Raw genomic sequence first — 14,119 nt, forward strand, 5'->3', positions numbered from 1 at the left:
GTTGGCGAGCGCGCTGGCGCGCCACACGGTGAGCACTGTGTGCTCACCGACCAGTTGGACGGGTGACCGCTCGCCTTTCATCTCGGAGTCTTCCAACATCTGCGGCCAGTCGGCGGGCCTCGTCTCGCCCTGCCGGTAGACAGGAATCCGCTGGATACCGGAACCAGTGATTTCTATGCTCGTCGAGCCCTGCACAGCCGACTCACCGTCGGACACCGCACGAATCCAGACCACACCGCCGACGGCGTCCCGGATCTCATTGGGCCCCCGGGAGAGCTTGTATGTGCGCGGCTCCTCCGTGTCTTTCTGAATAAACCCGCCGTACCCGTAGGTCCCGACCACAGCTTCCAGAGTCGCCCCTGCCGGGCCGCCGATGACCTTGATCTCGAAGGCTTCGCCGGCCTTGGCGTAGGCGCCAGTCGGCTGGGCGTCGGACCGCTTGAACCACAGACCAAGCCGCTTCCTCTCCGCCTCGCTTGCAGGGGTGCACCGGAATTCTCGACTCGCCGCCAACTTCACATCCGCCGGCAGGCATTCAGTAGCATTTTCCATCATTCCGTCCGATCATTTCGTCGCTGATTTCCGGCAAACGGTCCTACGAGGCCGCGGGGACAAGCCCTCAAGACAGCGAGTGCAGGGGTGCCAATGGCCGGGGGACAGATCTTCCGCGGTGAATTCGCGGCAAGCCGTCTGCCTGCCGGTTCTGATGGCCCGGACGCCGTTCGAGTCCCCCACAGGCACCCGACTGAATCCACGGACACCCCTCCGGGTGCCGACGCGTCACGTCGGCCGGTGACGTCGCCCCGTAATGATCTCGTCGCGGAGTGATCACAGTGTGGCTGTTGTGATCACGGCGTCGGAGCCACTCTGGACAGGGCCGTTCACCGGGCTGAGCCCGCAGTGCCCCAATTCTCCTTCCGGGTGTGCCGCGTCACCTTTCGCTGCCGCCCGCCTGCCCCCACGGGGCTGTTCCTCCGCTGCCCCGGTCGCCCTGCCGCTCCCGGTCGCCGCACCGCCCGTCGCGGTCCCGCCCAGTCACCCGAACGGAGCAGGCGGCGGATTCCTTCTCGGCGCGCATCGCCGTTCCCGGCTTCCTACGGTGGAGAGACAGGCGGGTAAGGGGAGCGGAGGCGGCACGGGGAAGCAACTCAGGGCGCGGGCGACTCCTGCGGCCGTCTCTCCGACGCGGAGGCGTCCAGCGCGAGGCCGAGGGGGTTCCGGTGTCCGGCAGCCGGACCTCAGCCCTCGTTTTCCGTCTCAGCCTCACTGGCAGACACACAAGCTGGAGTCACGAAAAATGAACGCGAACACCGATCTGGCGGGAAAGGTCAACGAGCTCGGCGACGGCCTGGTCGCCGACCTCATGAAACTCGTCGAGATACCGTCGGTCTACGATCCGTCGAATATCAAGCCGGTGCAGGACGCCGCCAAGAAGTGCGTAGGCCTGCTGAAAGGCACCGGCATCACCGACGTCGAACAGAAGCACATCGGCGACGCGCAGAAGAACGCCCCGCTGGTCTACGCCACGTGCGGACCGTCCAAGGGGCCCACAGTGCTGCTGTACGCCCACTACGACGTGGTACCTGCCGGTGACTGGGCGAATGCCTTCAAGCCGGAGAAGAAGAAGATGCCGGACGGGCGGACCCGGGTGTTCGGCCGGGGGGCGGCCGACGACAAGTCCGGCGTCATGATGCACGTCGGCGCCCTCCGGGCGTTCGACGGCAAGCCGCCCGTCAACCTGAAGATCGTCATCGAGGGCGAGGAGGAGTCGGGCGGCACCCTTGAGGAGTACGTCCGGAAGAACCCGGACCTCTTCAAGGCCGACGTCCTCGTCATCGCGGACACCGGCAACCACAAACTGGGCGAGCCGACGTTCACCACCAGCCTGCGCGGCGTGGTGGCGGCGGACGTCACCGTCAGCACCCTGCAATCCCCCGTGCACAGCGGCGTGTTCGGCGGTCCGCCGCCCGACGCCTTCATGACGCTCGTACGCATGCTGGCCCAGTTGCACGACGACGCGGGCGATGTCGCGATACCCGACCTGGTGCGGCAGCACTGGCAGGGCCGCGAGCCCGACGAACAGGAATTCCGCACGCAGGCCGGGGTGAAACCGGGAGTACGCCTCATCGGGACGGACACGCTCGGCAGCCGGCTGTACACCAGGCCTTCGGTCAACGTGGTGGGTCTCGACGGCCCTCCGCCGACGGGGAAGTCCATCAATCGGCTCCAGCCGACGGCCACCGCCCGGGTCAGCGTGCGCATCGCGCCCCTGGAGACCCCGCAGGACGCCATCGCCCGGCTTCAGCAGTTCCTTGAGGGGCCCGCGCTCAACCCGTGGAATGCGTGCGTCACCGTTCAGCCGGTGCCGGGCGCGGTCGGTGCGGGCTTCCAGGCGGACACCACGAGGCCCGGGTACGCGGTGGCCAAGAAGGCCATGGAGCACGCCTATCCCGGCAAGCAGACCGTGTTCACCGGAGTCGGCGGAGCGATCCCCCTGGTCACCGAACTCCAGAAGGTCAACCAGGATGCGACGCTGCTGCTGCTCGGCTGCGAAGAGCCGTTGTGCAGAATCCACTCCGCGCCCGAGAGCGTCGACGTCGGCGAGTTGGAAGCGATGACACTCGCCGAGTGCTACCTGCTGTACTTCCTGGCGCACCCGGAATCCGCCGAGACCGAGACCTTGGCCCCTACGGCCGTCCCCGTGAGCCCGTAGGACGTCGCTTACGGCTGATGCCTGCGCACGGCCCGTACGGGCGACAGGCGGGCCGCCGGTGCCGTCGCGGCAGGGGACGGTATCGGAGCGGGTCTGGACCACCTCGGTGCTGCCGTGCTCGGCGTTCCAGGCGGTGGGGTGATCACGTTCGGCACGCCGAGTGCGCCGGGTCCGCGTGGACGGGAGTCCGCTCGCTGTCGCGGGTGACCGCCCGGCCCGCGGACAGCGGCGCGTCCAGCGGGAGACCTGCCGCGCGCAGTTCCGCCGCCGCGTCGTCGACTCGATCGCGGGGCGGCCGCTGTGCCGCGGGGCGAACTGTGCCCACGAGTAGGCGAGGTCTGGAAGAGACCGTGCCCACGCCGTGGCCGGACCTGCGTGCCGACGGTCCTACGACCAGGCAGGAAGCGTAGGGAATGGTTGATGACCGTTTTGCCTGTCACGGGGCGCGGTGCGTCGCGAGCGACAGTCGCCCGTTGCCAGGCGGCGGTGCGGCCCGCTCGGGGGTCCGCACCGCCGCCTGACCGGTCGGCACCGCCCCGGTCTTCGCCGAACGCAGGGGTGGGATACACTCCTTGGCTCGCAGCGGCTGCCCGTAGCGCCGTCGTCTTCACGGAGAAGAGCCCTTGACTGATCGGATCTCCCCTGCTGGCCCGACGTCCACGTGGCCGCCCGAATCCGTGCCTGAACTGGAGCTGCTACGGCAGTTCGACGGAAGTGGCCCACGGGAGTTCTTCGCCTCGGGCTTCGAACTCACCGATGACGACGACGAGGTCGGCGAGGGGTACTCGGAAGACCCCGAGTTCGCCCGGGGCTTCCTCGCCTTCGCCGCGAACAGCACTGGTTCCAGGATCGCCTTCTGGCGCATCGACGACCGTCCGGACCCGTCCACGCTTCCGATCGTCGCGTTCGGGGACGAGGGCGGTATCAGCCTCGTCGCTCGCAGTCTCCGCGAGCTGTTCCAGCTTCTCGCCTGCGATATGGATCTCTGGGTCTATCCGGGCGGTCTCGATTTCGTCCGCTGGGACGAGGACGCCGGGCCCAGCCAACGTCACGGGGAGTACGTAGCCTGGCTGGAAGCCCGGTTCGGTCTGGCCCCGGCGTCCGATCCGAACGCGGTGGTCGAGGCGACCACCGCGGAACTGGGGGAAGCGTTCGACGCCTGGATGGCGCGTTTCGGCGTGGAGAACAACTGGGACTGATTCCGTCGTCGTTCGCTGAGCGGACACGGCTCGGCCTGCCTGCTCAGAGCCTTCCGCGAACGCGCTTCAGTCTTTCCGGCCGCTTCACTCGACCTGGTTGGCGAAGAACATGTTCACTCTGACATTCAGAGGTGCGGGCCAGGAGACCTCGCCGCGGACGATCACCCGTTGACCGTCCAGGGGTACCACGTCGTGCACCGTCATGACCGCGTCCCCGAGGTGGGGGTTGTCCTGGTTGTCGATTTCCGCGATGGATGCGTACACTTGGGTGGTGCGGTCCGTGAGAGGGGCGCTCAGATTGCGGGAGAACACCCCCTGAACACCGCGAATATGATAATACGTGGAATGCAGGCGAAGGGCATCCGTGCTGAGGATTTCGAGCACCGACACCGGCTCGATCACATCCTCGACTTCCATGTCGACCATGGGGTCAGCTCCTCTGGCGAGTGATTGCTTCGGGCCTCTTCGCCGTACCCCCCGGACCCGCGAATGAGGCGCCTCGTCGCCCGGACAGCTTAAGAAGAAACGATTATGCAATGCGCTGTCCGAGGGCTCACTCAGCGTTCGCCACGCGGGACCGGCCCCGCGTGCGGCGCGGGGCCGCTGCCCGGCGGGCGTGCCCGGGGGCCGCGGTGACACCCCTGTTCACACGCGGACCCCGGCGCGCAGCGAACGCGCCGGGGTCCGGGGCCACAGGCTCAGCGGCGGGTGGGGAACAGCTGGAGATCGGCCTTGCGGCCGGAGATCGACTTCACCCAGATCTTGAGGTTGTTGAACTTCACGGTGCCGCCCGGGCTCGTGCTGCCGCTCAGGTACACGCCGCCCGAGGTCGCCGACATCCGTACGGACCGGGAGCTGATGCTCGTGATCTTCAGCTGGCCGAACCCGAACGTGCGGCTGTCGACCTTGATGGTCTTGGGCGCCGACACGGTGATCTTGCACCGCCCGTCGTAGCAGGGCCCGTGGCTCGCGGCGGACGCCGCCGGGGACATCAGGCCGAAGCCCAGCGCGCCCGCCATGGTCAGCGTCGCGGCAGTCGTCGCGGCTCGCCGGCGCATACCCGTACTCATCAGTCGGACCTCCTGTTTACGAGGGGGATTCCAGCCCGGCATTTCTAACCCGCCGGTCTCGGGACCCCTCCCGGGGAGGCTTTCGCCCGCCGGTCAGAAGATCCTGGTGCGGCGCGGCGGGGCGTAGAGGTGGGAGGCCCGGTGCTCGGCGGCGGCCACCTCCGATCCCGTGCAGCGGTTCCCGGAGAGGATCTTCTGGTGGTCGGCGCAGCGGTCGCACCCGGGCGTCCAGTCGGGGAGCAGGTCCCGGTGGGCGTCGGCCAGGTGGCGGGAGAGGCGGATCTGGGCGCTCAGGACGCTGTCCATCGGGTCCCAGTCCACCGCGCTCTCACTGCGGTCTCTGGTCCGCCAGCGCTCGGCGACCGCCTCTTCGACGCGTTTCATGTCCCGGTAGACGCGGACGCATTCGGAGCAGTCGAACATCCAGGCGGGCGGCAGGGGCCACTGGTCGTCGGGGCTGATGCCCTCAGCACTCATGACGGTCACCGTAGCGTCGCGCCAGGCAGCGCACAGCGGATCAACCGGACAGACTCCGTGTCCGGACCACCCGGGATGCGCCGTACATCCATCCTGGTCACACCCGCCCTGATTGCGTACGGTAGTAGAGGTGTGACGGGCGGTCCCGGCGGTGCGGGCGGTGCTCCGCGGGTCCCCGTGGCGGACGGTTTCGGGGGACGGGGGTTCCGCTTGGACGAGCCGCGCGGCCGATCGGTGGGCGAGCGCAGGGCCGGGCTCGGGGTCCGGCTGCGGCAGCCGTGGTGGTACGGGCGGGCCGTGGCCCTGTCCAAGGTGGCGCAGGACCACGCCGACCCCGTCCTGATGGACAAGGCCGCCGCGCTGTTCCGGCGGGTGGCGCAGACCGTCCCGCCCGACGACCCCCGCCACTGGGGGTTCCTGGCCAACCTCGGCACGGCCCTGGCGATCCGCTGCCAGCTCTGGCCGGATCCCGCCGTGCTGACGGAGGCGGAGGCGGTCGCCCGGCAGGCGGTGCGGGCCACCCCCGCCGGGGCCGAGGAGCCGGACGTCCCGCTGAGCTGCCTCGCGTCCGTACTGCGGATGCGCTACGAGCAGCAGGGCGACGCCGCGGCCCTGGACGAGGCCATCGAGGTCTACCGCGAGGCGGTGGCCGCCGGGCCCGCCGACCGGCCCGCGCGGTGGCGGGACCAGTCCAACCTCGGCGAGGCGCTGCGCGTCCGCGCCGAGCGCCTGGGCGACCCGGCGGACGTCGAGCAGGCCGTGCCCCTGCTGCGGGAGGCGCTGGAGGGCATGGCACGGGAGCACCCGGGCGAGGCGGGACCGGTGCTGAACAACCTCGGCTGCGCGCTGCTGACCCGGGACAAGCTGCTCGGCGACCCGGCGGCGCTGGACGAGGCCGTGGACGCCTTGCGCCGGGCGGCCGCGGGCGACTCCGGCAGGCGCCGCGGCCACACCGTGAACATCGACCGCGACCGCGCCAAGTACGCCGCCAACCTCGGCATCGCGCTCCAGGACCGCTACCTGCTCACCGGCGAGGCGGCGGCCCTGGAAGAGGCCGTCGACCTGCTGCGCGGCGTGGTGGAGGCCACCCCCGAGACCCACCCGCTGCGCGCCGTACGGCTGTGCAACCTCGCCATCGCCCTGTCCACGCGCCACGAGAACACCCGCGACCCGGCGGCGCTGGAGGAGGCGGTCGACGTGTGCCGCCGGGCCGTGGCGGCCACCCCGCCCGACAGCCCCCAGCAGACCGCGATGGTGCTGCTGAGCACCGCGCTGTTCGCCCGCCACGTCCACGACGACGACCCGGCCGCGCTGGACGAGGCCATCGAGACCGGCCGCCGGGCGGCGACGGCCGTCGCCCACTCGCGGCTGGTCGGCGCGGCGGTGCTGGCCAACCTGGCGAACGCGCTGCGCTCCCGGTACGACGGCACCGGCGACGTGGCGGCCCTGGAGGAGGCCGTCGAGACCGGCCGCCGCGCGCTGGCGGACGCCGAGTCGCCGCCGGTCCGGGCCGCCGTGCTGGCCGGGCTCGGCGAAGCGCTGCGCCTGCGGTACGAGCACGGGCGTCGCGCGCGGGAGGCGGACGGGACGGTGGTGGTGGGGACGGCGGCGGCGGGATCGGGGGCGGTCGAGGCCGGGGGCCCGCCCGTGGCGGACGGCCGGACCGCCCAGGACGCCGAAGCGCCGACCGAGGCCCTGGCCCTGTTCCGCGAGGCGGCGCTCACCGAGGCCTCCCCGGTGTACGCCCGCATCCTGGCCGCCCAGGGCTGGGCGGCCTGCGCCGCGCTGACCGCGGACTGGGACACCGCCTGCGCGGCGTACGCCGTGGCCCTCGACCTCGTCCCGCGCCTGGCCCCGCGCGCGCTGGTCCGCCGGGACCGCGAGCACCGGCTGACCTACCTGGTCGGGCTGGCCACCGACGCCGCCGCCTGCGCCCTGCACGCCGGGCAGCCGTCCCGCGCGCTGGAGTGGCTGGAGCAGGGCCGTACGGTCCTGCTGTCCCAGGCCCTCGACCTCCGCCCCGACCTGACGGCCCTGCGGGACCGGGCCCCGGACCTCGCCGACCGGCTGACCCGGCTGCGCGCGGAGCTGGACCACAGCGACGTCGCGGCGCCCGCCGTCTCCGGGGTGCCGCTGACGGCGCTGGCCGAGCCGCGCGCGGAGCCGTCCGCCCTGGTGCGCCGGGCGGGCGACCGGCGGCGCCGGGCCACCGAGGAGTGGGACGGGCTGATCCGCGAGATCCACGCCCGCGGCCCCGAACTGGCCGGTTTCCTGCGCCCGCCCCGCGTCTCCGACCTGCTCTCCGGCACCGAGCGGGGCCCGGTGGCGGTGGTCAACGCCGGTACGTACCGCGGCGACGCCCTGCTGCTGACGCCGGGCGGCATCCGGGTCGTACCGCTGCCCCGGCTCGTCGAGGCGGCGGTGCTGGAGCAGGTCGAGACGTTCCTGTCCGCCCTGGACCGCAGCGCGGCCCCCGGGTCCGGCCCGGCGGAGCGGGACGCGGCGCAGCGGGAGTTGCGCGGGGTGCTGGCGTGGCTGTGGGACGCGATCGCCGAGCCCGTGCTGACCTCCTTGAGCCTGCACACCACGCCCGGCCCCGGCGAGCCGTGGCCCCGGCTGTGGTGGGCCCCCACCGGGCTGCTGGGCTTCCTGCCGCTGCACGCGGCCGGGCGCGACGGCGGCGCAGCGGGCGCGGGCAGCGCGGCGTCCGACGCCGACGGGCCGCGGGCCGGTACGTACGGGCCGCGGGCCGACGGCAGCGGGCAGCGGGCCGACGCCGACGGGCGGCAGACCGGCGCGTACGGGCCGCCCGCCGTCATCGACCGGGTGATCAGCTCCTACACGCCCACCGCCCGCACCCTCCACCACCACCTCGCGCGCCGCGCCCCCGATCCGGCCCCGGGCCCCCGCGACCCGCTGGTGGTGGCCATGCGGCACACCCCCGGCCCGGTGGCCGACCTGCCGGGCGCGGACGTGGAGGCGGGCCTGCTGCTGCGGCGCTACCCGGGCGCCACCGTGCTCAGCGGCCGGGCCGCCACCCACAAGGCGGTGCTGGACGCCCTCCCGGCCCACCCGTGGGTGCACTTCGCCTGCCACGGCGCGAGCAGCATGACCACCCCCTCCGCCAGCCACCTGCTGCTGCACGACCACCAGCGGCGGCCGCTGACCGTCGCCGACATCGCCCGGCTCGACCTGCGCGGCGCCGAGCTGGCGTTCCTGTCCGCGTGCAGCACGGCGCGCGCCAGCGTGCGCCTGACGGACGAGGCCATCCACCTCGCCTCCGCGCTCCAACTGGCCGGTTACCGCCATGTCATCGCCACTCTGTGGCCCATCCTCGACAAGGTCGCGGTCGGCATCACGGACGAGTTCTACGCGGCCGTGGGCGGCGATCCGCAGGGCGTCGCCGGGGCGCTGCACGGCGTCGTGCGCGGGCTGCGCGCCCGCTTCCCCGGCATGCCGTCGGTGTGGGCCTCGCACATCCACGTCGGCGTCTGAGACTCCCGGGCGGAAATCCCGGTGGGGACGGCCGACAGAGGTCGTTAGGGTCGTATGTCATGCGGATTCTCGTACTGGGCGGCACCAGGTTCGTGGGCCGTACGATCGCGGAGGAGGCGCTGCGGCAGGGGTCCGAGGTGACCCTGTTCCACCGCGGCCGGACCGGCGGGGACGTGTTCCCCGACGTGCTGCGGCTGGTGGGCGACCGGGACACCGGGGACTACGCGGCCCTGCGGCAGGGCCGGTGGGACGCGGTCGTGGACGTCAGCGGGTTCGTGCCCCGGCACGTCGGGCAGGCGATGGACGCGCTCGGCGACCGGGTCGGGCGGTACGTGTTCATCTCCAGCCACGCGGTGTACGCCCGTACCGGCGTCGGCCCGGACTCGGACGAGGACACCCCGCGCCGCCCGCCGGTGCGCGACACCGAGGAGCTGAGCGACGACACCTACGGTCCGCTCAAGGTGGCCTGCGAGGACGACGTGACGGCCCGGTACGGGTCGCGGGCGACGATCGTGCGGCCGGGCAAGGTCGCCGGGCCGCACGACCCGTCGGACGCGTTCACCTACTGGGTGCGCAGGGCCGCGCGCGGCGGCCGGGTGGCGCTGCCCGGTCGGCCGGACCAGCCCGTCCAGGTCCTCGACTCCCGGGACCTGGCCCGCTTCGTGATGCGGCTGCTGGCGGACGACCGGCCGGGCGTCTTCCACGCCGTGGGCCCGGCCGAGCCGGTCACCCTCGGCGGGCTCGTCGAGACGTGCGCGCGGGCGGCGGGCAGCGAGGTGGAGATCGTGCCGGTGGAGGTCGAGTCCCTGCCGCCGCTCTTCCCCCTGATCCGCCCGAACTGGCCCTCCCAGCAGCGCAGCCCCGCCCGCGCCCGCGCGGCCGGACTGCCCGCGACCCCGCTCGCGGTCACCGCCGCCGACGTCCTGGCCTGGGACCGGGCGCGCGGCGAACCGCCGCTGGGAAAGGGCTGGTCGGCGCAGGAGGAGGCGCGGGTGCTGGCCGGTTCCTAGCCGGTGCCCGGCCGGGCGGTGCGCGGGCGGCTCGCGCGGGTGGCCCGCGTCGGCCCGCTTTCGGCGGCCTTTGCGGTGCCGGGTACGCACCGGCCGCGCGCGTCCCGGCCCGGGCGCCGCTCCGGCTCGGGCACGCGGCCCGACCGTCCGGACAGGCGGACCGGCCGTCCGAATTCGGTTGTCCGCCGCTCCGGTCCCGCTTTACCGTGCGGCAGTGGATCTCTTCTCACGATCGTGGACGGCGCTGCGCGCGGCGGTCGCCGACGTCCCGGACGAGGACTTCGAGCAGCCGTCCGGCTGCACCGGCTGGCTCGTACGGGACCTGGTGTGCCACCTGGTCATCGACGCGCAGGACGTCCTGATCACCCTGGTCACACCCGCCGAGACCGCACCGACCGTGGACGCGGTCACCTACTGGAAGCTGGTCGAACCCCCGACCGGCGAGGACCCGCTCGACGCGCTGGTCCCCCGGCTGGCCGCCGCGTACGGCGAGCCCCGGTGGCTGAAGTTCCACCTGGACGACGTCGGCTCCGCCGCGGGCCGCGCCGCCGAACTCGCCGACCCGGCCGCCCGCGTCAGCACCCAGGGCGAGGTGCTGACCGTCGGCGACTACCTGTCCGCGTACGTGCTCGAATGGACCCTGCACCACCTCGACCTGATCGCGCACCTGCCGTCAGCCGCCGAGCCGCCCGCCGAAACCCTGGCGGCGGCACGCGCGTCGCTGGAGAAGATCGCCGGAACCCCGTTCCCCGCCGCGTTCTCCGACAGCGACACGCTGCGGATCGGCACCGGCCGCCGCACGCCGAGCGAGGCGGAAAGGGCCGCGCTGGGCGATCTCGCGGCGAGGCTCCCGCTCAGCCTCGGCTGAGTTGGCGGCCGCTCAGCTTGCCGCCGGGCGACGGCCGACGAGTCCGAGCAGCCGATCCAGGTCGGGAGAGCCCTCGGAGACCTCGACCACCGGTGCGAACGCGGTCCTGGGCCGGTCGTCGGACGGTCCGCCGGTCGGGATCGACGCCGCGACCTTGAGCGAGTAGCGGACGAGGTCGGCGTCCGGATCGTAGGCGACGCCGATGGTCTGGGCGACGTCCCAACCGTGGACCACGCAGTCGAGCACGTGCATACCGAGCGCGACCCGGCCGGGAAAGAACCCGAACTCCCTGATCTGGAGGGAACGGCCCAGAACATCCTCGGTGAACGCCCTGGTCATGGCGTCGGCCGAGTCGAGGTACGCCTGGTAAGGATTCTCGCCCAGGTTGCCCTGGTCCCAGGCCCGGATGTCACCGGTGACGCCTGCCGCGGCGGCCGCGAAGCCGAGGTTTTCGCTGACCTGGTGGCGGAGCAGGCCGTGCAGCGTCCAGTCGGCACACGGCGTGGGAAGACGAAGCTGGTCCGGGCCGACCTGCGCAATCACCGCTCCCAAGGTGGCGAGGGCACGGCGGTCCAGTTCTCTGATATCCACAGCCGCGACGTTAGCCGTTCCCCCGTTTCGAGGCCACACATTTCTGCGGCGCCTCGGACTGCCCCCATACCTACCGGGGGCGAACATCGCCTGAAGCGCACCGAGTTATGGCTAGTGCCCCATCAGGCGACGTTCGCCCTGTAGTCAGTCGAGGCAGAACTCGTTGCCCTCGATGTCCTGCATCACGATGCACGACTCGTTGTACTCATCGGCAAGCAGTACCTGCACGCGTACGGCGCCGAGCGCGATCAGTCGCTCGCATTCGGCCTCCAGCGTGGCCAGGCGCTCCGCACCCACGAGTCCGGTGCCGACCCGCACGTCAAGGTGCACCCGGTTCTTGACGACCTTGCCTTCGGGAACGCGCTGGAAGAACAGGCGGGGGCCCACTCCCGCGGGATCGACGCATGCGAACCGAGAACCCTGATCCTCAGGCGGCAGCGCGCGATCGAAATCCTCCCAACTGGCGAACCCCTTCGGTGGCGGCGGTACGACGTACCCCAACACCTCGCACCAGAAACGAGCGACGCGCTCAGGATCTGCGCAGTCGAAGGTGACCTGAAACTGCTTGACCGTTGCCATTGGCCCACCGTAACAGGGGGGCTCTGCCGCCATTTCCGGCTCACCGGCCGCGCATAGCCGACGGCCTCAGCTACGGCGAGCCGGGAGGAAGCCGAGATACCGGCCCGCTCGGCGGTCGCGAGCCGCCTGGCGGCAGGGGCTCAGATCGGCGGCCCGGCGGCCCGGAAGTCTCGGCGGTGCCGGGTGCGCCTCCGGCCTGGCGCTTGTCACCCGGGTCGGCGCGCGCGGCGCGAAGAGTTCGGCAACCCTCACGGGTGATGGAACGCCGCTCGTCGCGGTCCTGTAACGGGGAAGGAGTACCGTGCAGTTGACGAAGCAGAACGGAGTCTCCCCATGTCCTCGGACAACCAAGAGCACACCGGAAGGCGAGTGAAGCGGGCGCGCAGGTTGCGCAACCTGACGCAGCGCGAATTGGCGGATTTGTCGCACGTCTCGTACAGCACCCTGACGAAGATCGAACAGGGGGTCATGCCCGCAAGTCCCTCGGTCATCGGGGCCTTGGCACGGGCACTTTCGGTACCGGTTGCGGAATTGACCGGGCAGCCGTATCTCGACGAGCTGCGCAAGGACCAACTGGACGGCCTTATCCAGCCCATCCGCGAGGCACTGAACGTCTACGATATCGGGCCCGATCCGGATGTGACCCCGCGAGGCGCGGAGGAACTGGAGGGCGATGCCGAAAAGCTCTGCTCCCTCATCCGCGCCACCAATCTCAAGCAGGCCGCCGCCGAACTCGCGGGGCTGATCTCCGAGACCACTACGGCTGCGCACAACGACCCCAGTGACCGAAGCTGGAGGCTCCTCGCCAGCACCTACCGCACCGCGTATGACCTTACGACCAAGTTGGGCTTCCACGACCTGGGCATGGTCGCGCTGGACCGCATGGAGTGGGCCGCGCAGCGTGGATCGGACGCGGTCATCAGCGCGATGCGGCAGTACATGCGAGCCCTGGCATATCTGCGTGCGAGCGACTACCGGACCGGCAAGCGACTCGTCCAGTTGGGGATGTCGGCATTGGAGAACGCCGAAAAGGGTCACGTCCGCGATGTCGTCACCGGCCAGTTGCACCTGGGCGCGGCCGTACTGGCAGGGCGGGACAAGGACCACGACCTTGCCGAGGGTCACCTGAGCGAGGCCGAGCGCATCGCCGGGCGGACCGGACCGGCCGAGAAGGTGCACTGGCTCTCGTTCGGCCCGACGAATGTGGGGGTGCACCGAGTAAGCGTGCTCGCCGAATTGGACATGTACGGCGAAGCCGTCGAGGCGGCCCAAGGGGTCAGCATTCCGAGCGACTGGCCCCTCTCCAGGCTGGCACATCACCACGCCGAGGTGGCGCGGGCGCACATGTGGGCCGGACAGCCGGAAGCGGCGTTCAAAAGCCTGCTTGAGGCCCGGAAAGTCGCACCGCAGCAGTCGCGTTACCACCCCACCGTACGAGAGACCTACGCCGGTCTCGAATCGGCCAAGCGGCGCATGCCGGAAACCTTCGCCAACTTTGGCGCCTGGCTGGGCAGGTAACAGAGAGTCAACCTTTGGCCGGAGCTATCAGTAACCTCTGATAGTTCCGGCCTTGTTGCGTCAGACCATGGGCAGATGGAAGACCCCCGCGACGCGCTTCAGCCGTTGTGCGTCCGGGGGCGGTGGCCACCAGCTTTAGGGAGCTGACGACATTGGTTGACCTTACAGAACGCTTAGCGGCGTTAGTGAAGCACGTTTTCGGACATCGAACGCGTGGCCGATATTCGGCGAACCGCGCCGAGCGGTGGGTGCAGCGGCGTCGGCGGTGGGCGGCCTCGCTGGCCGCGTACGGGATCGACGTCGGGCCGCGCCGGATCCACGGCGTCGACATCGCCTCGGCCGGGCGGCTGATGCCTGGGGGTGGTTGGGCGTGGCGCTGATCACGATCCGCGTGTACCGGCTCGACCCGGTGACCGGGGAGCAGGCCGAGGTCAGCTCCTGCTCGTTCCGGGGTGAGCCGAGCCGGACGTTCGTTCCGGCGTCGTGTGAGTGGCCCCGGTGCGAGTGCCCCCGCTGCCAGGCCAAGGCCACCGGCCCGGAGGGAGAGCGGTGAGCGGGCTGGTGCGGTTGCCGTGGTCCACGGTGGACGGCACGCCCTG

General features: G+C 71.4%; 13 protein-coding genes. 7 read left to right on the plus strand and 6 right to left on the minus strand.

The window, feature by feature from the left end; all coding sequences use genetic code 11:
- A partial coding sequence (locus RKE29_RS20655; protein ID WP_312006982.1) for a M60 family peptidase N-terminal accessory domain-containing protein occupies positions 1–555 on the minus strand: 555 nt, incomplete at its 3' end.
- Positions 556–1,297: 742 nt separating this feature from the next.
- On the opposite strand from RKE29_RS20655, the gene RKE29_RS20660 reads away from it, so the two are divergent.
- Together RKE29_RS20660 and RKE29_RS20665 are read left to right on the plus strand one after the other, a co-directional pair.
- Positions 1,298–2,713, plus strand: a complete 1,416-nt coding sequence (locus tag RKE29_RS20660; RefSeq protein ID WP_312006984.1) for a M20/M25/M40 family metallo-hydrolase — start codon at positions 1,298–1,300, stop codon at positions 2,711–2,713.
- A gap of 677 nt (positions 2,714–3,390) precedes the next feature.
- Positions 3,391–3,912, plus strand: a complete 522-nt coding sequence (locus tag RKE29_RS20665) for a hypothetical protein (RefSeq protein WP_312006985.1) — start codon at positions 3,391–3,393, stop codon at positions 3,910–3,912.
- Between the two features lie 84 nt (positions 3,913–3,996).
- Here RKE29_RS20665 and RKE29_RS20670 read toward each other — a convergent pair whose 3' ends face one another.
- From RKE29_RS20670 to RKE29_RS20680, 3 genes are all read right to left on the minus strand, one after another.
- Positions 3,997–4,338, minus strand: a complete 342-nt coding sequence (locus RKE29_RS20670; RefSeq protein ID WP_312006986.1) for a hypothetical protein — start codon at positions 4,336–4,338, stop codon at positions 3,997–3,999.
- A 272-nt stretch (positions 4,339–4,610) separates the two neighbouring features.
- On the minus strand, positions 4,611–4,982 hold the full coding sequence (locus tag RKE29_RS20675) for a hypothetical protein (protein ID WP_312006987.1): 372 nt from the start codon (positions 4,980–4,982) through the stop codon (positions 4,611–4,613).
- A 93-nt stretch (positions 4,983–5,075) separates the two neighbouring features.
- Positions 5,076–5,459 (minus strand): hypothetical protein, encoded by a 384-nt coding sequence (locus tag RKE29_RS20680; RefSeq protein ID WP_312006988.1) that lies wholly within the window; start codon positions 5,457–5,459, stop codon positions 5,076–5,078.
- A gap of 210 nt (positions 5,460–5,669) precedes the next feature.
- Between RKE29_RS20680 and RKE29_RS20685 the strand changes: the two genes are divergently transcribed.
- The 3 genes from RKE29_RS20685 (at position 5,670) to RKE29_RS20695 (ending at position 10,832) form a co-directional block, all read left to right on the plus strand.
- A complete protein-coding gene (locus RKE29_RS20685; RefSeq protein ID WP_312006989.1) occupies positions 5,670–8,954 on the plus strand; it encodes a CHAT domain-containing protein in 3,285 nt (1,094 codons plus the stop codon).
- A 59-nt stretch (positions 8,955–9,013) separates the two neighbouring features.
- A complete protein-coding gene (locus RKE29_RS20690; RefSeq protein ID WP_312006990.1) occupies positions 9,014–9,964 on the plus strand; it encodes an NAD-dependent epimerase/dehydratase family protein in 951 nt (316 codons plus the stop codon).
- A gap of 214 nt (positions 9,965–10,178) precedes the next feature.
- Positions 10,179–10,832: a maleylpyruvate isomerase N-terminal domain-containing protein gene (locus RKE29_RS20695; RefSeq protein ID WP_312006991.1), complete on the plus strand. Its 654-nt coding sequence runs from the start codon at positions 10,179–10,181 to the stop codon at positions 10,830–10,832.
- A 12-nt stretch (positions 10,833–10,844) separates the two neighbouring features.
- On the opposite strand, the gene RKE29_RS20700 is transcribed toward RKE29_RS20695, so the two are convergent.
- Both RKE29_RS20700 and RKE29_RS20705 read right to left on the minus strand, forming a co-directional pair.
- The gene (locus RKE29_RS20700; RefSeq protein ID WP_312006992.1) at positions 10,845–11,423 is read right to left on the minus strand and encodes a TIGR03086 family metal-binding protein; all 579 of its coding nucleotides are present in this window, start codon (positions 11,421–11,423) and stop codon (positions 10,845–10,847) included.
- 144 nt (positions 11,424–11,567) lie between these two features.
- Positions 11,568–12,002: a VOC family protein gene (locus tag RKE29_RS20705; RefSeq protein WP_312006993.1), complete on the minus strand. Its 435-nt coding sequence runs from the start codon at positions 12,000–12,002 to the stop codon at positions 11,568–11,570.
- A gap of 333 nt (positions 12,003–12,335) precedes the next feature.
- Here RKE29_RS20705 and RKE29_RS20710 point away from each other — a divergent pair, with 333 nt between their 5' ends.
- Together RKE29_RS20710 and RKE29_RS20715 are read left to right on the plus strand one after the other, a co-directional pair.
- Positions 12,336–13,520 carry a helix-turn-helix transcriptional regulator gene (locus tag RKE29_RS20710; protein WP_312006994.1) on the plus strand — a complete coding sequence of 395 codons (1,185 nt, stop codon included), beginning with the start codon at positions 12,336–12,338 and terminating at the stop codon, positions 13,518–13,520.
- A gap of 370 nt (positions 13,521–13,890) precedes the next feature.
- The gene (locus RKE29_RS20715) at positions 13,891–14,073 is read left to right on the plus strand and encodes a hypothetical protein (protein WP_312006995.1); all 183 of its coding nucleotides are present in this window, start codon (positions 13,891–13,893) and stop codon (positions 14,071–14,073) included.
- Positions 14,074–14,119 lie beyond the last annotated feature (46 nt).

Source organism: Streptomyces sp. B1866 (assembly GCF_031932565.1).
In the GTDB taxonomy this organism is placed as follows: domain Bacteria; phylum Actinomycetota; class Actinomycetes; order Streptomycetales; family Streptomycetaceae; genus Streptomyces.